Raw genomic sequence first — 17,970 nt, 5'->3', positions numbered from 1 at the left:
AGTTAACTCTTGGTTTTGCTTAACTGATTTAACATAAACTGAGGCGCAACACGACTCATGAACTTCAGCGCACTGCTCTGGCCCGGCAGGATCTCAAAGCGATCCTTTTCCAAACCCTTGACTGTATACCTAACCATCTTACCGGCATCCATTGGTTTCATGGCTTTGATCTCGTCGGCATCAAAAACTTCAACTAAAGGGGTCTGAATAGCTGGAGGCGCCAATTCAAACACTTTAATATTAGTATTTTTTAGCTGGATTCGCAGTGATTGTGTAAATGAATGAATACCGGCTTTCGTCGCACTATATACGGGCAATGCCGGATAAGGAACAAATGCAAGTGCGGATGAGACATTCATAATCGCAGCGGATTTCTTCGCCTTTAAATGCGATAAGAATTGGTTCACCATGCGGATCGAACCACTGAGGTTAATTTCAATCTCGCTACTGAAATCCACTAAATCAACATCTTTGGTATGAAAGTTCAATTTATGCATAACCCCAGCATTATTGATCAGAACATTCAGTTCTGGAAATTGACTGATTACTTTTTCATAAAGGTCAGATATGGCCTTTGGATCGCTTACATCACTCTGAAATGTGTGAACGTTTGGCAGTTTCTTTTTGGCTAAGTCCAGTTTGGACATAGACCGCCCGGTAATAATTACGGTGTTCCCAAGCTGAAGGAGCTGAGCAGCAAGCTCGAATCCAATCCCGGATGTTCCGCCCGTTATGAGAATTGTGTTGGAATCCATTTTCATAAAAATCAATCCTTTCTCTATAAATGATTTATATAGTGGCTTTACTTGCTTTATTGTGCAACAAGATTCTCAAAGAGCGTAAGCATGCTTTTGAGAACATTCATTCTAATTTATAAAAAAACTTCATTTGTTCAGTATTACTAAAGAAAAATCCGCTATACGATGTAACTTTTTTTGATAGCTGAGGTTCTTGCAAGTACCCGAATCCCAAGCAAAGTATTGTGCAAGCTTTCTGCCAAAACTTTAGCATCATCATCACATGGAAATTCACCTGTTTGCTGTCCTTTGCGGATAAGATCCGCAAGAAGATGCTCTGTTTGAATAAATGCTGTACGTATGCAAGTTGGCCGGAGAAAATTTGTTCATCGGCGGCTTGGTTCTTATTAAAAAAACAAACGGCGGCAAAGAGTCGGCACCTGCTCTACTGCTGTGAACGCTTCAGTGGACCTTGTATTAATATCGACATCATGCGCTACCAAATTCCACTGCCGAATTCACCATTAAGCATTGAGCATTTGCACAACATTATAAAGTGTATGCTAGGGGTCAGACCCTTTGATTTTGAGTTACCCTCTTGTTTTTTCAATCACTCGTTTCGAAATTTGCTCGTAAATCTTCCCAATTGGGTGATCCACACTGTAGATTGAAGGTGCAAAATCTTCTTCATTTACTTCAGGCTGCCCAAGGGGGATTTGTCCAAGCAAATCAGTTTTTAATTCCTCGGTCAGTCGCTCTCCTCCACCTTTTCCAAATACATATTCCTTCTCACCAGTCACATCGCTTTCAAAATAAGTCATATTTTCAACAACACCTAGAATTTCGTGATGTGTTTTTATCGCCATTGTACCGGCACGTGCTGCTACAATGGCAGCTGTTGCATGCGGCGTTGTGACTAGGATTTCTTTTGAGTGTGGGAGCATTGTATGAAGATCGAGTGCAACATCTCCGGTTCCCGGTGGCAAATCAAGAACTAAGTAATCCATTTCTCCCCATTCTACTTCCGTAAAGAATTGATTTAACACTTTGCCAAGCATCGGCCCTCTCCAAATAACAGGTCCATTATCTTCAACAAAGGAACCCATTGAAATTACCTTGACACCGAAACGCTCGACAGGGTAAATTCGATCAGCAATTACTTTCGGTCTTTCTTCAATCCCCATCATATCGGGTACACTAAATCCATAAATATCAGCATCAATGATTCCGACATTTTTCCCTAAACGGGCAAGAGTTGTCGCAAGGTTAACAGAAACAGTTGATTTACCTACCCCGCCTTTTCCACTCGTTACAGCGATGAAGATTGTTTTGCTATTAGGAGCAAGAATCTGCGGTCCGTTAAAAGCAGGCTCATTTAGGCCACCAAGTTTTTGAAGCTCCTCGTTCTTTAATTCCTCAAAGCGAAGACCTACTGAAGTTGCGCCTTCTCCTTTTATCACATTTACTATTTCTTGCTGCACTTCCATTTGCTCAGGTGTTCCCGTTTGTGCTAGTGCAATTTTCAAACTAACATTTCCTTCTTTTACTTTTAGCTCACGAAGGCCACCAGTATCAATAATGTTTTTATTTAAGTCACGATCCTTTACTCGTTTTAATGCCTCGATAACTATTGCTTCTGTTATCACTACGGACACCTCCCTTTTTCCAAATATTTGATTTAATATCTATCTCTAACTAAATAAAGAAGTACTATGTGACGGTTGAAGTTTCGCCTTAGGATCAATATAGGCTTTGGCATTATTGACTGCAGTAGGACCTTCGCCAAAACCTGATGCAATTAATTTAACCTTCCCGTCATACGTACAAATATCTCCAGCTGCATAAATGCCTGCAATATTTGTTTCTTGCTTAGAATTAACTACAATTGCATTTTTCTCAATTTCCAATCCCCATTCTTTAATTGGTCCGAGAGAGGAGACAAAGCCGAAATTAACAATTAAATCATCAACGTCAACTACTTGTTTATGTTTAGTCTTAGCATGTTCTAAAACGATTTGTTTGATATGATCTGCCCCTACCAACTCTACAGGGATATAGGGTGTTTTCACTTCAATTGAAGAATTCATCAATTGCTCTACGCTATGTTCATGCGCGCGAAATTTATCTCTTCTGTGTATCAATGTTACTTTTTCAGCGATTGGTTCTAACATTAAAGCCCAATCAACAGCAGAATCGCCACCACCTAGAATCCCTACTTTCCTACCATTAAATTGGTCCATATCGTTCACAAAATAATGAATATTGCTATTTTCAAAACGTACTGTATCCTCTAGTTCCAGTTTGCGAGGCTGGAAAGCTCCATTTCCTGCTGTAATAATAACTGATTTTGAATAATGAACATCACGGTTTGTCGTTATCTTAAATGTATCATCTACTTGCTTTTCAATCTGTTCAACTGCTTCTTCAAGGCAAATTGTCGGTTCAAATACCTTCATTTGCTCTTTTAAATTTTCAACTAATTCCTGAGCTCGTATTTTTGAAAAACCAGCTATATCATAAATGAATTTTTCTGGATAAAGAGCCGACAACTGTCCCCCTAGTTGAGGGAGGCTCTCCAAAATTTTCACCTTTGCTTGCCTCATTCCTCCATAAAAAGCTGTAAACAAGCCAACTGGTCCACCACCAATTATGGTTATATCATAAATCTTCTTTTCTTCTATCATGATCATCATCCTTAGTTAGAATAAACATAAAGTTCTAGAGTTATTTCTTTCGTTTTTTGTTTTTACTTCTATTCAAGCTTTGAATTTCCTTCAAACGACTCTTCAGATATTTTAATTGATTCAGTTGGACATCCTTCAAAAGCATCTAGTAAGTCATCTTCGTATTCATCAGGTACGATGGCGGTTCCTTCATTATTATCTAAAATAACAAAAGCGAGCCCCTCATCATCGTAGTCAAAAATAGCTGGTGCAGTAGCTCCACATGCTCCACACGCAATACAAGTTTCTTTATCTACAATTGTATATTTTTTCATTTTTACTTCCCTTCCTTTATACGTCTTTATATTCAATTTACGGCTTTTGAGAGTGGCAATGATTTCTATACATTCTAGTTCTAATACAAATTATGAAACAATAAGATTTGTCATTGGCTTTTACCAACCTTTCCTACACAACTTTGCCATTATTCAAATCCCTCTTTGCATAAAAATAGTGTATATACACTATTTTATGCAAAGCATTTCTCAAAGTTCATTAATAATTTGGGGTTCCCTTTGATCCGCAGTTTTCTTGTCAGCAACGCCGCCGCCACACTTTTTTCCTTCGCCACGATCTTAAGCCACGTTTTGCTATCCACCGTAATTCGAATATCCGGCTTGCCCTGAAAACCGTCCCGAATCTGGATCGTATTGTCACGAATGTCGATTGTCGTTTGTCTCGTTTCATCTCCGGTGAATGCAAAATGATAGGTAGCGTTTAAACCCGACGCCTGCTTCGGCTGGAATGCATGAGGCATCAGGGTGATCAAAAGGCGGATCGTGTTCGGCCTGAGTCCATTCCCGACGCGTTTTACCGTTTTATGGGGAAAACGTTTCACGACATACGCTTCCGCATCAGAGCCAGGCGTTACATACACCGTCTCCTCTTTTGCCTGCAACGGCTTTAATACATCATTCGTGAACCCTTTACGGTCTTTCAGAAACGGCCCGATCACATCTTCGCCCGCCGGACAAACCGACAAGCAATAAGCCGCTTTGTAGTTAGCCCCGAAACTCAAACTTTGCCACCAGGAAGTCGTTTCGGTTAGCGGTACTTCATTCCGGTACTCTTTGACGTTCTTACTATCCACGATCGTTTCCACCAAGTCGCTGAAACCGCCCATAAACTCACGATAATTGTGCGTAGCGCATGAAGAAAAATTAAATTTTCCATCCGCACCGATCGCGCCCACAGGGCAGGCAGCTACGCAAAGCTTGCATTCCAGACACGGGTTGTAGTCAATCGGCCGGTCTTCCTTGTTGACTCTGGCATCGATCATAATGGCGCCAAGCAGAATGAAGTTTCCGAATTTCGGATGAATCACGTTGCGATGGATGCCCATATGGCCTAACCCTGCCGCAACGGCAACAGGTTTGAGCGAAATGACCCAAGTCTTGCCTGGAAACTTATCCATCTCCATCGGGAAACCAACTGCTGAATTTAAAGCCCGTATCCCGCGCGCTTCCAATGTGGACACGATGTGATGGGATATCTCCGCTATCTTATCACCGGTATGATGAAATTCAATATTGGCAAGTGATCGCGCCGGTGTGCGGATCGGTTCTCGATTCATTCTGGCAACGAAACTGATCACAGTCTTGGCATGCGGGAATGCGGATAACATGTCATCCCGTTGATCATCCAATTCCGAGCGTTCAATGGATACAATCCCTACATCGTCAGCTCCGGCCTCAAGGCATAATTCACGAATCCACTCATAATCAATCGTTTCGTTGTCGAGAGTGGTGGATTGCGCAGAGGATTCGTAGTAACGCACAACTGTGGGATGTTTGTTGATTTTGGACACTTTCATCCATCCTTTCATATTAAGTGCATATACACCTTTTTAGTGAAAAAAATTAATCTCGCCTGTTCAGCTTAACGATATCAGACAATTGACCAAGCAAACCTTTATAACGGTCATCTCCCATATAGTCTCGAATACGGGTTTGCGCCTGTTCCCATAACGGCAGCGCACGCTTAAGAAGGTCCCGGCCATCGGGTGTCAGAGCAATAAATCGTTTCCTGCGATCCTCCCCTTCCGTGATCGACACCCAGCCTTGTCTCTCAAGCGGCTTGAGATCCCGTGGCAATGTGGTCCGATCCATAAGAAGAATTTCGGAGAGAGATGTAATGGTGACAGACCCGGCCTGTTCAAGTGCCATCAGCAATGACAACTGTGTAGACCGAAGCCCGACTGGTCTTAAATATTCATCATATAAACTGGTAATGAACCGGGACGCCTTTCTTAAATTCAAGCTAGCGCACTCTGCTGCATAATCGGTCGTCCCTGTAAAATCTGCCTTTGAATTTTGCTCTTTCATAATTTTCACCAACCTTTCCTACAATCAAGAAGATATACTCTAACTGTTGAATTTTGTTCTCTTATAATTATGAGTATATACACGTATTTTGTCGATGTCAATCTTTATAATCATCTTAAACATTGACGAATCCTTTTTTATTATTGAAAAAGGAACTTCAACCGGAGATCTTTTTGTGCTTGCTTATTAAATTAACGCAGGTTACTTAAATAAGGCTTTTTATTTTAAATAATAAAAAACACTTCCAATTCCTCAACTTTATTTGTTTGAAGAACTATCCCTTTATCATCAAAAACCACAATAATGTATATTGTGATTAATTAAAGACGAATTTGTCCGTCTCCATTGACATAATATTTTGTCGTCGTTAAAGCTGGTAAACCCATTGGTCCTCTTACATGTAGCTTTTGTGTTGAAATGCCAATTTCAGCACCATATCCAAATTCAAAGCCATCTGTAAAGCGTGTTGAGGCATTATGATAGACAACTGCTGCATCAATATCATTTAAGAATTGTTCAACATTCTTTGGCGTTTCCGACACAATACACTCGGAATGTTTTGTACCATATTGATTAATATGAGCAATGGCTTCTTCAACACTATTTACAGTTTTCACACTGATGATTAAATCTGAAAATTCTTTTGCATAATGTTCCTCTGTTGCTTTGAGGGCTGTTGGAAATAATTTGCAAATTTTTTCATCTCCATAAATTTTAACCCCAGCAATTGATACCGTTTCAAGTAGTTCTTTTCCATAATTATTAAAGAATTCATCATGGATTAATAAACTTTCAATCGCATTACATACTGATGGACGATGAGTTTTAGCATTTAGTACGATTGGTCTTACAATATCGTATTTTGCGGTTGCATCAACAAAAACATGGCAGTTACCAGCCCCTGTTTCAATAACAGGCACACTTGCTTCACGTACCACTATATCAATTAAATCTTTGCCTCCACGAGGAATTAAAAGGTCCAAATACTCTGTTAAGTTAAATAATATTTTAGCAGTTTCGCGTGACGTATCCTCGATTAAAAGTACCGCATTTTGAGGGAATTGCACACGTTTCAATGCTTGATGTATAGACTTAACTAAAGCCATATTGGAGTGTTTTGCTGAACTAGAGCCACGCAGTAGAACTGTATTTCCTGTTTTTAAAGATAGCGTAGCTGCATCAATGGTTACATTCGGACGGGCTTCATAAATCATACCAAGGACACCGAGTGGCACACGTCGCTTACTAATAATCAGTCCATTATCCTTATTTATGCGTTCCAATTCTTCTCCTATTGGATCGGGCAAATTAATTACTAAATGAATTGCATCACTCATGGCTTTAACCCGTTCTGGATTCAGCATAAGACGATCGATTATGGACTCAGATAACCCTAATTTATGACCATATTCAATGTCTTTTGCATTTTCTTTTAGTATAAACGCTTGATCTATTAGTAATTGCTCTGCAATTGCTAATAGTGTTGTATTTTTTTCTTCAGTTGTTTTATTTTGCATTTCTAAACTTGCTTCTTTTTTGCAAGCTTTGCTTTATAAATGACTTCATTCTCAATAGCTGTACTCATTGATTTTACCTCCTATACATTTAAGTAGTTGATCTTAAATTTTTTATGTTCTTGTCACCTTTTTAATTCTTGTCTCTAGTTTCAAACTTAGCTAGATAGTCTTTTAAAAAGCCAATGGCTCGATTTATATAAATGGTGTCGTTATAAAGCTTTGTCAACATTAGAGACCCTTCTATTGTAGATATAAAGATCGTTGTGAATGTCTCTGAATCTATTGTAGAGTTTACTTCACCGTTTTTTATCCCATTCCGAATAATACGAAGTATCATATCATAAAGGTCATTCATTGCTTTTCTAGTCGCATCACGTAAGGCTGGATGCGCATCATCGGACTCGATTGCTGCATTAAGAATTGGGCAGCCGCCAGGAATTGGCTTGCCTTCTGCTAATAACAAAAAGACTTCAAGAATTGCGTTCAATTTTTCGATGGAAGCATTTTTGCTCCTAATTGCTTCTTGGTAGGTTGTGGACATCGTTTCAATAGAAAATGAAAATGCATCCAAAGAAAGTTCTTGTTTGCTTTTAAAGTGATTATAAATCCCTCCTTTTTCCATACCAGCCTTTTCCATAATATCTGTAATGGAAGTTGCTAAGTATCCCTGGGTATTTAGAAGTCCAGAGGCCTTTTCAATAATCAACTGTTTTGTTCGTTCTCCTTTACGCATTTTTAACCCTCATTTTCATTAGAATTTTCAAACCGAACGGTCTTGTTAATATAAATATAACCTTTTATTTAATTTAAATCACCCCTTTTTTGTTAGAATATTAAAATTATATTGACAACTGTAACTTGGTTTAACGTATAATAAAAAACAGACCGGTTTGTATTTTTGTTAGAGGGGGTTTATATGAACGAGAGAATTTTAAATATGCAAAAAATAATTAATCGCGAGGTTCCGCCACCACCTATCGCTAAGTTAATTGGTGCAGAGTTGTTACAAATCGAGAAGGGTAAAGCAGTTTTTGAATTAGAGTGTAATACGGAGAAACATGCAAATTCTATGGGAACAATCCATGGGGGAATATTATGTGATATAGCTGATATGGCAATGGGTGTGGCCTTTTCAAGTTTGTTAGAAATGAATGAAACCTTTACGACAGTTGAACTTAAAATTAATTATTTGAAACCGATTTGGAATGAAAAAATTACAGCAAAAGGTGAGGTTATAAAGAAAGGAAAGACTATTGGGCTAATCAAGTGCGATGTTTTTGATGAAGGCGGTTCATTAGTTGCCCATACTTTAAGTACGTGTATGATCCTTCGTGGTGAAAAATCAGTAGGAAGATAAAAAAAGTACCTAATAAAAGATCAACACATTGGTAAATATTGTATCACTATGCCCTAGTTTTACGTATCTCGGAACCCCTACAGAGGTTTCATTTCTTAAGATGGATCAAAAGAAGGTGCTTATGCACCAGCCGATCAAGAGTATAAATGGCTAGTTTCTTAATTTTTCTATTCACTATATTTACATTCTACATAAAACAATAAAATTCAATGAAAATAGACAATTAAAAAAGCAGAAAAAAAGGAGTAAAGAATATGAGTAAAGAGATTGTAATTGTAAGTGCCGTTCGTACAGCAATTGGAAATTTTAATGGAAGTTTAAAAAATGTATCTGCAACTGAACTGGGAGCAGTCACTATCAAAGAAGCACTTGAAAAAGCAGGAGTGAAGCCGGAGCAGGTAGACGAAGTCATAATGGGTAACGTTCTTCAAGCAGGTGTTGGTCAAAATCCGGCTCGTCAAGCACAGATAAAATCAGGTATTCCAGTGACGTCTTCGGCCTTTACAATTAATAAGGTTTGTGGTTCTGGTATGAAGGCCGTTCATCTTGCCATGCAGGCGATCCTTGCAGGAGACGCTGAAATCGTTGTAGCAGGCGGAATGGAAAGTATGAGTCAGGCACCATACTTATTGAAAAATGCCCGCGATGGCTTTAAAATGGGAGATCAAAAAATAATCGACAGCATGATCAATGATGGTCTATGGTGTGCTTTTAATGATTACCATATGGGGATCACAGGTGAAAACGTTGCAGAGAAATATGAGCTGACCAGAGAGCAGCAGGATAAGTTTGCAGCATGGAGCCAGCAAAAAGCAGTTGAAGCGATCGAAACAGGAAAATTCAAAGATGAAATTGTTCCAGTTGTCATTCCACAGCGTAAAGGTGATCCGATCGTTTTTGATACAGACGAGGTTCCTAGAAAAGGAACCACCGCAGAAATATTAGCGAAGCTGCGCCCTGCATTTAAAAAGGACGGAACTGTAACAGCAGGTAACGCTCCAGGGACTAATGACGGAGCAGCAGCATTAGTTATTATGAGCAAGCAAAAGGCAGAGGAATTGGGTCTTCAGCCATTAGTTACGATTAAAGCAACTGCAAATGCCGGGGTAGACCCTAGCATTATGGGAGTTGGTCCAGTACCAGCAGTGAAAAAGGCATTAGAAAAAGCAGCAATTTCAATCGAAGATATTGATTTAATCGAAGCGAATGAAGCATTTGCTTCCCAAGCCCTTGCAGTAGGAAAAGAATTAGGCTTTAAAGATGAAATTTTAAATGTTAACGGCGGTGCTATTGCACTTGGACATCCAATTGGTGCCAGCGGAGCCCGTATTCTTGTTACCTTGATCCATGAAATGAAACGCAGAAATGCCAAAACTGGTTTAGCTACACTTTGCATTGGCGGCGGCCAAGCTGTTGCTACAATTGTTGAATTGGAGTAATTTGCTCCTAATTAAAATTAAATGTGCGTATTTATTGAAAACAGGCTGGATTTCCAGTCTGTTTTTTTCTATTTGTCCAACTGCACAAGAGTAAGTCCATAGGTCACTAAACGGGCGCTTTCGCTTTTCTATGAAAATGTTATAAGGGGTCCTGACGCATGCCTATCAAGCCAAGAAAACAAGGTCACCCCCAATCTTCTTTGTTACAAGAAGGTCTAAAATTTCGTTCTGGAGGTGCTGCAAAATTTTAACTTGATGGGCATGGGGTAAAGTCAGGGAAATGCGGTTTCCTGACTTTACCCCTTTAAAATAATTAAAAAAGCTAATTTCTTCTTAAAAACAGGAAAAATTAGCTTGTAAAATCGAAATTTCGTTTACGTTCGGTTCCAAGAGAATAAAATAAAAATTACCAACTTTCAATTCTTTTTATTCCCGCCCTGTTAATTGCCCAACAAACTCAACATCATCACCTTTCCAACCTTGATCCTTGACAAAAATCAATGACGTTTTGACAATTGCTGTTTCAGTATTTGCTACATTATTAAATTCAGTAGTTAATTTAAACTCATTAAAAAATTCAGCTTCTGTCTTTGAGGACTGATATTCAAAAGGCTTCAGACCAACCATAGATGATTTCACTGATTCCCTTGAATTCGGAAGTTCTGATCCAGAAGGATGTGTGGCTTTAAACCCTTGATCAGTCATCAATGGTTTTATATTTTTATATCTTTCTGCAGTCGTTTGATAAGTGAAAAAGTTTTTTAGAAACTCTCGGTTTACCTTTAATGCGTCCGTGTTCTGGATAGAGGATAGAGACGCAATCTTCTCTTCATAATTTCTTTGGTTTGCTCTGACTTCTTGCAACTGTGTTCGCAGACTAAAAACATACATAATGATAATAACTGCAGCAACAAATCCAATCATTAGCAAAATGTAGTTTTTTTTTGATGTGGTTCCATAAACTTATCACCCCCATTATGGAATCCGTCTAAATCCTAAGAAGGGATAAAGTTTCTTCCATTCTTCTACAGAAGAATAAGAAATTCCGTTGCCATTTGCATTAATGAACTTTCCATTTCCTACATACATTCCAACATGGGAAGCTCCTGGCTTGTAGGTTGAGAAGAAAACCAAATCACCAGGCTTAATTTGTTCTTCAGGAACGGGAATGGTTTTGTTGTATTGGGATTGAGCTGTCCCATGTAAATCTATACCGACTTGTGCGAAGGCATATTCTAATAGCCCCGAACAATCAAATCCTCCTGCAGCTGGTGTTCTACCACCCCACACATAAGGTATACCAAGAAACTTTTTCATAATATTATGGACTTCCTCTACATCAAAACGTTGGGTACCATCCCCCACAACCACAATGCTTCCATCTTCTGAATGGTAATAACGAAGCACATGTTCAACATAATTCACATCACCGTATCGGGGCCAACCGTTTTTGGCAGCCATCAATTGACTAAATTGGATGGCTACTTCTTTGGAGTATCCCCCATGTTCTAGAGCGAACGGAATAAATCCACTCCCCATGTTATAAGATTGAAGCGCCAATTTTGGGTCTCCTTGGGCTTTCTTCATCACTTCAGCAAAATATTTGACACCAATTTTAATAGACAATTCGGGATCTGTGATCGCTCCTGGTGGTAGACCGATAGATTCGGAGGATTGCATCACATCTAACTGTCTTCCTCCTGACTCTTGTTGGATAAGGGCCATGATAAGCCCCACATACTCATCAACCCCATATTCCCCTGCATAATTCCTTATAAGGGGTTCATATCGCAATACCTCAGCTGATACTTTCGCTGTTCCTCCGGCTCCTTCTCCTGACATCCCCGATTCAAATTGATTCTCTCCACCTAAACTAATGGAAATAAATAAGGCAAAACCGAAAATAGATGTGAGGAGAAGAAGAATACCTGCAATCATCCAAGTGATAGGTTTTAAAGAAAGTTATGGTTCCAGCGACTTTTGCACCTTTCTTTAAAACTTGCAAGAATGGAAAGTCAAAAAGAAACAGATGCTGCAAGGGACTCTGTGAAACATTTAACGCAGTGGGAAGTTCAGCAAAATCTTGATGTCAGAAGTTAGTCATAAGCATTGCCACCAATCTGCCACCAAACATTACAAATTACCACCAAAGAATGACAAATTCCACCTAACATTAGAAAAGTAAAACCTTATAAGACTGAACTTCTCACTATATAATACAGTTATTAAATACACATTCCTAAACTGTAGTTGAATTTTGTGAATACACAGGAAAATTTAACTATTTACATTACTTGATGTCATTGGAGGCCAGTTAATGAATGAGCTATTAGAGGCGAAACTAACAATATCTAGAATTAAATCGGAGGTCCTGAATCTAGCTGCGGAGTTGGTTGCGGATGAGAGTCCGGATAAGGAGTACGCAATAAAACGACTGGTGGGTATCGTTGAATTTATCGAGGAATATGATGTAAACGTTAAGGATATCGAGTTGTAACAAAAAGACGGAGATTACTCTCTGTCTGCTGCTGCGATTTCATAATCCAATGGAATCAGTTCGTTAATATAAACTTCTTTACTAACGCTGTAAAACGTTTCTCCGTTGTCTGTAACTACGACTACATCCGGATTCTTACCGACTTGAGCTTCGATAAGGTATCGTTTGGAGCGCCTAATATTGCGGAAATATTTATCATAGATTAGTTTATACATAATTATCTCTAACTGCTTTATTTAAAAGGCCTATGCTGCGGTCTAAATCTTCTTTAACTTACTTCTTATACCGTCTAACTTCATCCTTATTGGCGATTTCATATACCTTAAGCTCTTGGCGCTTTGACCCCTCTTTTATAATGCGAGACCTTGTGATGATTCCATCATCCAGCAGTTCGTGTAATCCTTTGTAAACTTCAGAATGGTTGGGCTTATAATTAAAATATTTAAATGTTTCATAAAAATCATCCAACATCTCTTGGCCGTATGGTCTCCCCTTCTCGATCCACGAGAGCAAATACAGCTTCACAAACGCACGCTGCTTGATTAAAAAGTTATCTCGGTTGCGTGATTTTACCTCTTTTTCCTTTATTATATTATCCTTCAAAACAAACCCTCCTTGCTGACCGTTTGGTGGTGTTACTTGAATTATAAACTATACGTTGTCCGGGCGTGTATATAATAGTAGATGTGAATTTAGCACATATTGAAATTAGAAAATTTTTTTGCAGCCACAAGTTGTTCTAGAGCTATAATTTCTATTTTGTCACGATTTTTCTGTGTATTTATTGGGTGTTACTTTCTTAATCTTAAAGGATTTAAAAAAACATCGTAATCTTACATTCTTCGACCTTATTTTTCTTTTCCTTTGTTAATCAAACGTTTGTTTAGTTTTGGAATAAACCCTTGCATATAAAGAAATATTTCATCCTAGCATGTAAAAAGATTGTCACCCGATGTTTGGAGTTTTCTTCTTAATTTTCAAAAATCAGAAAAAAACATTGTAATCTTACATTCTTCGACCTTATTTCTCTTTTCCTTTGTTAATCAAACGTTTGTTTAGTTTTGGTATGAACCCTTGCATATAAAGGAATATTTCATCCTAGCATGTAAAAAGATTGTCACCCGATGTTTGGAGTTTTCTTCTTAATTTTCAAGAATTAGAAAAAAACATCGTAATCTTACATTCTTCGACCTTATTTCTCTTTTCCTTTGTTAATCAAACGTTTGTTTAGTTTTGGTATGAACCCTTGCATATAAAGGACTTTTCTATTCTAGCAGCAAAAAAATTGTCGAGATTAGGATACGATTAAATAGCATTTTGTAGTTAATACAGATATCTAACTTTCAAAGTCTTATTCATATAAATAGTTTCGATTTAATAAGGAAGAGTGTTTTATGTTTGAACTGTTCGGAAGTAAACCACGGAGAAGATAGGGAGATTTCTTAATTCACGAGGAATAAACCAAGAATGCTTATCAGGCACAAAAAATAAGCCGTCCTCCTATCAGAATGGTGTTTATCTATTTCAATACAATATATTAAAGCCTCCCAAGTAATTTTTAAAGTACTCGTTTTTGAAATTTATTAACTAATGAAATATACCATTAATTTAACAATGAAAAAAAGCCTTAGGGGAAACGCCTTAAGGCTATTGAAAAATATGTAATTCTATGTATTTTTTATGATTAGATTCACTTGATTGCGGAGGTTTGATTTGAAAATACGACCTTCGGGTTATGAGCCCGACGAGCTACCGGACATAAAAATCGCTGCCAGGATTTTTTCCGAAATCGGAGAGATAGATCGATTTAATTCTGCCAAGAAACTTGCTGAATTCGCCACGCCTTATACATGGGCTGTTCAAAGGGTAATCGGGATAATCTTATTCCACGCAATAAAAGACTACGAGAGTTTTATGACAAGAAACGAAAAGAAGGAAAACCCTTTAGAGTAGCTATCATTGCCTGTGTAAATTAGCTCTTACATTGTATTTATGCCTTACTAAAACGTAGAACTACTTTCCAAGATGTAGCTTAGAAACCAATATCTAACTATATACAACAATACCTTCCCATAAAAGAAATAAGGAAGGTTATTTGGCATGGACATTTTTAGTATATCATGACGTTTTTAAACATTATATAGAAAAATGTTGAAAACTATTAGCTGCTTTAGCTCAAATTTAAAATCACTACTATAGTTAAATAATTTCGATACCTAATTCCATATACTTGTTTAAATTATGACTTAGTGGACCGTCTTCCGTAATTAAGTAATCAAGTTCTGAAACGGGACCAACCAAGTAATTGGAAATAGTATTAAGTTTACTTCTTGTTACTAGGGTTGCGATTTTATTTGAACTTTTAATCATCTGACGTTTAACATGAGACTCTTCTATATGAGGGATGCTGACACCAAAGTCAGGGTGCAGGGAATACACTCCTAAAAAACAGAGATCGGCTCTAATATTTTTAAGCACTTCAATTGCATCTAATCCTACAGTCACAAAAGATTCCTTAAAAAAGGTTCCACCCAAAAGGATGATATCTGTATTTGGATGTTTTGATAATGCCAAACTAATAGAGGGACTATTCGTAATAATGGTCCCTTTAAACTCCATTGGAATTTCTTGAGCAAGAAAAAGATTTGTTGTACTTCCATCTATTAAAAGAACTTGTCCATCTTTAATAATCTTCACTGCTTTTAAGGCCAATTCTTTTTTGGCATCTATATTTTCTTCCGTTCTTTCAGAAAAGGTTAAAGCGCTCGCAGATGCAGGAAATGCCCCGCCGTGTACTCTTTTGAGAAGACCAAATGAATCCATTTCCCTTAAATCTCGTCTAATTGTGTCCTCGGAAACATCCCATTTCATGCTTAATTCTTTAGCAACGACTTTCCCTTCTTTTTCAAGTATTTGTAAAATTTTGCTTTGTCGTTCTTTTCTTAGCATAACAATGATCAGCCTCCGTGTTTTTGCATGTTTTTTCTTATATTATATAATTTTTTCTTGAATTCACCAATTTTTAAAAAAATCCGGCAAAATTTTTCTTGTTTTTTCTTGTTTATAAAGATAAAATGTTCTTAAATACGAAAAAACCGGCTTTAAAATGCAAAAACAAGAAATCCTTTGAGGCAAGAAACCTAATACCGACATTTTGTACTAATTTAAAAATTACATGAATAAAAAGGAGGAAAAAAATATGAATAATAGTATTGAAACACTAGCTATAAATACGATTCGCACCTTATCTATTGACGCGATCAATAGTGCTAATTCCGGTCATCCAGGCCTACCTATGGGGGCTGCTCCAATGGCATATGCACTATGGGCGCATCATCTAAATCATAATTCTGCAAATGCAAAATGGTTTAATCGAGATCGATTTATTCTTTCTGCCGGACACGGATCTAGCTTGTTGTATAGTTTGCTTCATTTAGCTGGGTACAATTTATCTTTAGAAGATTTAAAAAGTTTTAGAAAGCTTAATAGCAAAACACCTGGTCATCCCGAATTTGGTCACACAGAAGGTGTTGAAGCGACAACTGGGCCTTTAGGGCAAGGAATTGCAAATGCAGTAGGAATGGCGATGGCTGAAGCGCATTTAGCTGCAAAATTCAATCGGGATGTATACCCTGTAATTGACCATTATACATATGCTTTAGTTGGCGATGGAGATCTAATGGAAGGCATCTCTTATGAGGCCATGTCTATGGCCGGCCATATGAAACTAGGAAAATTAATTGCATTATATGACTCAAATGATATTTCTTTGGACGGTGAATTAAACCTTTCATTTTCAGAGGACATTCAAAAAAGAACAGAATCTGCTCATTGGCAATATTTACGAGTAGAAGATGGCAATGATGTAGCTGAAATCTCAAAAGCTATTACATTAGCTAAACAAAATACAAACCAACCAACCTTGATCGAAATTAGAACCACTATCGGTTATGGAAGTCCCAAAGTTGCAGGAACAAACAAAGCACATGGAAATCCCCTTGGAGCAGAAGAAGCTCGTGCAACAAAACAGGTATATGGCTGGCAATATGAAGAGGATTTCTTTGTACCGGAAGAAGTTAAAGCCCATTTTGAAGAGCTAAAACAAAGAGGAATTAGTCAAGAACAACAATGGAATGCATTATTCCAGTCTTATCAAGAGACATATCCTGAATTAGCGAAGGAACTGCAACATGCCATCACGGGAGAAGTTTTAATTAATGCGGAAGACATCCTGACATTTGATACAGGTAAAACAATTTCAACTCGTGTAGCCAGCGGAGAAGCTATTAACCATTTTGTAAAATCAGTTCCTTCTATTTTTGGAGGAAGTGCGGATCTTTCTCATTCTACAATGACAGATATAAAGGAAGACGCAGCATTCGCGGTAGAATCATTTAGCGGACGGAATATCTATTTTGGTGTCCGGGAACACGCAATGGGAGCGGCTGGCAATGGTTTGGCTCTTCATGGCGGGGTAAAGCCATTTGTAAGCACATTCTTTGTTTTCAATGATTATCTCAGACCATCAATTCGTCTGGCATCCTTGCAAAAGCTTCCAGTCACTTATGTATTTACTCATGATTCGATTGCGGTTGGTGAAGATGGTCCAACTCATGAGCCAATTGAGCAGCTAGCTTCTCTTCGTGCGATCCCAGGGCTAACCGTAATTCGCCCATCAGATGCAAACGAAACGGCAAGTGCTTGGGCTTATGCACTACAACAAATAGACGGTCCGGTTGCCTTGGTACTAAGCCGTCAAAACCTGCCTGTGTTCCAAGAAACACAAGCCAATTTAGACAACCTTTCTAAAGGAGCTTACGTATTAACGCAAACAAATGACCAACCAGAGGTTATTTTGATCTCTACCGGTTCAGAAGTGTCATTAGCCATTAACGCGAAAGCTGAACTTGAAAAGGAAAATGTTTCGGTAAGCGTTGTCGCAATGCCAAGCTGGGAACTTTTCGATCGTCAACCGAAAGAATACAAAGAGCTTGTCTTCCCTGCTTCTATTACGAAGCGTGTGGCACTAGAAATGGGTATCTCTCTTGGATGGGAACGCTATGTAGGATCAGAAGGGAAAGTATTATCTATTGAAACATTCGGTGCTTCAGGAACGGGCGCTGCAGTCATGGAGCTATTTGGATTTACGACAGAAAATGTTGTTCGAACTGCAAAAAGTCTACTGCAATCTTAAAATGGAGGAAATATACGATGAAATTATTTATTGATACTGCAAATCTTGTTGATATTAAAAAGGCATATAAAATTGGCGTTTTATCTGGTGTTACAACCAATCCTTCCCTAGTTGCTAAGGAAGGCGTAAAATTCGAAGACCGCATTCAAGAAATCTGCCAAGCAGTTCCACAAGTAGAGTCT

Annotated in this window: 18 protein-coding genes and 1 pseudogene; 6 read left to right on the top strand and 13 right to left on the bottom strand. The window is 38.2% G+C overall.

Annotated elements, in window-relative coordinates:
• Positions 1-2 precede the first annotated feature (2 nt).
• The 8 genes from J7E66_RS25145 to J7E66_RS25110 all read right to left on the bottom strand — a co-directional run bounded on the left by J7E66_RS25145 (position 3) and on the right by J7E66_RS25110 (position 8,034).
• Positions 3-761, bottom strand: a complete 759-nt coding sequence (locus J7E66_RS25145) for an SDR family oxidoreductase (protein WP_215004971.1) — start codon at positions 759-761, stop codon at positions 3-5.
• 566 nt (positions 762-1,327) lie between these two features.
• Entirely contained in the window at positions 1,328-2,383 is a 1,056-nt protein-coding gene (locus J7E66_RS25140) for an Mrp/NBP35 family ATP-binding protein (protein WP_215004968.1), read from the bottom strand.
• Positions 2,384-2,428: 45 nt separating this feature from the next.
• On the bottom strand, positions 2,429-3,421 hold the full coding sequence (locus J7E66_RS25135) for an NAD(P)/FAD-dependent oxidoreductase (protein WP_215004966.1): 993 nt from the start codon (positions 3,419-3,421) through the stop codon (positions 2,429-2,431).
• A 68-nt stretch (positions 3,422-3,489) separates the two neighbouring features.
• A complete protein-coding gene (locus tag J7E66_RS25130) occupies positions 3,490-3,735 on the bottom strand; it encodes a ferredoxin (protein WP_215004962.1) in 246 nt (81 codons plus the stop codon).
• Between the two features lie 194 nt (positions 3,736-3,929).
• Positions 3,930-5,273: an SCP2 sterol-binding domain-containing protein gene (locus tag J7E66_RS25125; protein ID WP_251033131.1), complete on the bottom strand. Its 1,344-nt coding sequence runs from the start codon at positions 5,271-5,273 to the stop codon at positions 3,930-3,932.
• A gap of 46 nt (positions 5,274-5,319) precedes the next feature.
• Positions 5,320-5,784: a MarR family winged helix-turn-helix transcriptional regulator gene (locus J7E66_RS25120; RefSeq protein WP_215004956.1), complete on the bottom strand. Its 465-nt coding sequence runs from the start codon at positions 5,782-5,784 to the stop codon at positions 5,320-5,322.
• Positions 5,785-6,104: 320 nt separating this feature from the next.
• The gene (locus J7E66_RS25115; protein WP_215004953.1) at positions 6,105-7,301 is read right to left on the bottom strand and encodes a glutamate-5-semialdehyde dehydrogenase; all 1,197 of its coding nucleotides are present in this window, start codon (positions 7,299-7,301) and stop codon (positions 6,105-6,107) included.
• Positions 7,302-7,431: 130 nt separating this feature from the next.
• Positions 7,432-8,034 (bottom strand): TetR/AcrR family transcriptional regulator, encoded by a 603-nt coding sequence (locus tag J7E66_RS25110; protein WP_098933701.1) that lies wholly within the window; start codon positions 8,032-8,034, stop codon positions 7,432-7,434.
• 183 nt (positions 8,035-8,217) lie between these two features.
• Between J7E66_RS25110 and J7E66_RS25105 the strand changes: the two genes are divergently transcribed.
• Together J7E66_RS25105 and J7E66_RS25100 are read left to right on the top strand one after the other, a co-directional pair.
• Positions 8,218-8,658 carry a PaaI family thioesterase gene (locus J7E66_RS25105; protein ID WP_214732118.1) on the top strand — a complete coding sequence of 147 codons (441 nt, stop codon included), beginning with the start codon at positions 8,218-8,220 and terminating at the stop codon, positions 8,656-8,658.
• A 254-nt stretch (positions 8,659-8,912) separates the two neighbouring features.
• A complete protein-coding gene (locus tag J7E66_RS25100; RefSeq protein ID WP_215004950.1) occupies positions 8,913-10,097 on the top strand; it encodes an acetyl-CoA C-acetyltransferase in 1,185 nt (394 codons plus the stop codon).
• 426 nt (positions 10,098-10,523) lie between these two features.
• On the opposite strand, the gene J7E66_RS25095 is transcribed toward J7E66_RS25100, so the two are convergent.
• Positions 10,524-11,027, bottom strand: a complete 504-nt coding sequence (locus tag J7E66_RS25095) for a hypothetical protein (RefSeq protein WP_215004947.1) — start codon at positions 11,025-11,027, stop codon at positions 10,524-10,526.
• 45 nt (positions 11,028-11,072) lie between these two features.
• Positions 11,073-12,035, bottom strand: a complete 963-nt coding sequence (locus tag J7E66_RS25090) for a bifunctional lytic transglycosylase/C40 family peptidase (protein ID WP_215004944.1) — start codon at positions 12,033-12,035, stop codon at positions 11,073-11,075.
• 379 nt (positions 12,036-12,414) lie between these two features.
• Here J7E66_RS25090 and J7E66_RS25085 point away from each other — a divergent pair, with 379 nt between their 5' ends.
• Positions 12,415-12,594: a hypothetical protein gene (locus J7E66_RS25085; RefSeq protein WP_215004941.1), complete on the top strand. Its 180-nt coding sequence runs from the start codon at positions 12,415-12,417 to the stop codon at positions 12,592-12,594.
• A 14-nt stretch (positions 12,595-12,608) separates the two neighbouring features.
• On the opposite strand, the gene J7E66_RS25080 is transcribed toward J7E66_RS25085, so the two are convergent.
• Together J7E66_RS25080 and J7E66_RS25075 are read right to left on the bottom strand one after the other, a co-directional pair.
• Entirely contained in the window at positions 12,609-12,809 is a 201-nt protein-coding gene (locus J7E66_RS25080) for a hypothetical protein (RefSeq protein ID WP_215004938.1), read from the bottom strand.
• A gap of 58 nt (positions 12,810-12,867) precedes the next feature.
• Complete coding sequence (locus J7E66_RS25075; RefSeq protein ID WP_251033130.1) at positions 12,868-13,197, bottom strand: helix-turn-helix domain-containing protein; 330 nt, start codon at positions 13,195-13,197, stop codon at positions 12,868-12,870.
• 1,095 nt (positions 13,198-14,292) lie between these two features.
• On the opposite strand from J7E66_RS25075, the pseudogene J7E66_RS25070 reads away from it, so the two are divergent.
• Positions 14,293-14,570, top strand: a pseudogene (locus J7E66_RS25070) (IS110 family transposase); the annotation flags it as partial.
• Positions 14,571-14,793: 223 nt separating this feature from the next.
• On the opposite strand, the gene J7E66_RS25065 reads toward J7E66_RS25070, so the two are convergent.
• Entirely contained in the window at positions 14,794-15,543 is a 750-nt protein-coding gene (locus J7E66_RS25065; protein WP_214713487.1) for a DeoR/GlpR family DNA-binding transcription regulator, read from the bottom strand.
• 250 nt (positions 15,544-15,793) lie between these two features.
• Between J7E66_RS25065 and tkt the strand changes: the two genes are divergently transcribed.
• Both tkt and J7E66_RS25055 read left to right on the top strand, forming a co-directional pair.
• A complete protein-coding gene (gene tkt / locus J7E66_RS25060) occupies positions 15,794-17,788 on the top strand; it encodes a transketolase (RefSeq protein ID WP_215004935.1) in 1,995 nt (664 codons plus the stop codon).
• Positions 17,789-17,805: 17 nt separating this feature from the next.
• On the top strand, positions 17,806-17,970 hold a 165-nt coding region (locus J7E66_RS25055; RefSeq protein ID WP_285289259.1), incomplete at its 3' end, for a transaldolase family protein.

Source organism: Bacillus sp. ISL-7, from assembly GCF_018613065.1.
This window is presented reverse-complemented; position numbering and strand designations above follow the sequence as displayed.

Coding starts and splice junctions, on each gene's coding strand:
- J7E66_RS25145 (WP_215004971.1), bottom strand. CDS start 761: ATGAAAATGGATTCCAACACAATTCTCATAACGGGCGGAACATCCGGG.
- J7E66_RS25135 (WP_215004966.1), bottom strand. CDS start 3,421: ATGATAGAAGAAAAGAAGATTTATGATATAACCATAATTGGTGGTGGA.
- J7E66_RS25130 (WP_215004962.1), bottom strand. CDS start 3,735: ATGAAAAAATATACAATTGTAGATAAAGAAACTTGTATTGCGTGTGGA.
- J7E66_RS25125 (WP_251033131.1), bottom strand. CDS start 5,273: ATGAAAGTGTCCAAAATCAACAAACATCCCACAGTTGTGCGTTACTAC.
- J7E66_RS25120 (WP_215004956.1), bottom strand. CDS start 5,784: ATGAAAGAGCAAAATTCAAAGGCAGATTTTACAGGGACGACCGATTAT.
- J7E66_RS25115 (WP_215004953.1), bottom strand. CDS start 7,301: ATGCAAAATAAAACAACTGAAGAAAAAAATACAACACTATTAGCAATT.
- J7E66_RS25110 (WP_098933701.1), bottom strand. CDS start 8,034: ATGCGTAAAGGAGAACGAACAAAACAGTTGATTATTGAAAAGGCCTCT.
- J7E66_RS25105 (WP_214732118.1), top strand. CDS start 8,218: ATGAACGAGAGAATTTTAAATATGCAAAAAATAATTAATCGCGAGGTT.
- J7E66_RS25100 (WP_215004950.1), top strand. CDS start 8,913: ATGAGTAAAGAGATTGTAATTGTAAGTGCCGTTCGTACAGCAATTGGA.
- J7E66_RS25090 (WP_215004944.1), bottom strand. CDS start 12,035: ATGATTGCAGGTATTCTTCTTCTCCTCACATCTATTTTCGGTTTTGCC.
- J7E66_RS25085 (WP_215004941.1), top strand. CDS start 12,415: ATGAATGAGCTATTAGAGGCGAAACTAACAATATCTAGAATTAAATCG.
- J7E66_RS25080 (WP_215004938.1), bottom strand. CDS start 12,809: ATGTATAAACTAATCTATGATAAATATTTCCGCAATATTAGGCGCTCC.
- J7E66_RS25065 (WP_214713487.1), bottom strand. CDS start 15,543: ATGCTAAGAAAAGAACGACAAAGCAAAATTTTACAAATACTTGAAAAA.
- tkt (WP_215004935.1), top strand. CDS start 15,794: ATGAATAATAGTATTGAAACACTAGCTATAAATACGATTCGCACCTTA.